The sequence below is a fragment of the Halomicrobium sp. IBSBa genome (assembly GCF_017612575.1).
GTDB lineage: Archaea > Halobacteriota > Halobacteria > Halobacteriales > Haloarculaceae > Halomicrobium.
The window spans coordinates 1-401 of record NZ_JADPQC010000062.1 but is presented as its reverse complement, the minus strand read 5'-3'; the positions used below and the strand labels follow the sequence as shown (position 1 = coordinate 401).

The window sequence follows — 401 nt, the reverse complement described above, 5'->3', positions numbered from 1 at the left end:
CCTAATCGCCGCCGATGGTCGTCACGATACCGCGAGGCGTACTCTTTCAGTATTACCGCTTTTCCCTGTACAACTCGCCGTTCGACGCCCACGACAAGGGGTGTGCCATCGACCTCTACCCAGACGGCGAGCGCGCGCCGTCGCCGGTCGCCGGCGAAGTGCTGGACACGAAGACGGTGCAGGCCCCGCCGAAGGCCTACGCCGCCGAACACGACCATCTCATCCTGGTCGACACCGGCGACACTGTGGCACGGCTGCTGCATGTCGACCCCGCCGTCGAACCCGGCGAGACGGTGGCCGTCGGCGACGACCTCGGGGAGCTGGTCCGAGCGGGCTTTTTCGCGCCGTGGGTCCCGAACCACATCCACCTCGGCTTCCGTGATCCCGACGCGAACCCCTAC

1 pseudogene is annotated in these 401 nt (G+C 67.1%); it reads left to right on the top strand.

What is annotated here, in order from left to right:
• Positions 1 to 14: 14 nt before the first annotated feature.
• A pseudogene (locus IL252_RS17460) lies at positions 15 to 401 on the top strand (hypothetical protein); the annotation flags it as partial.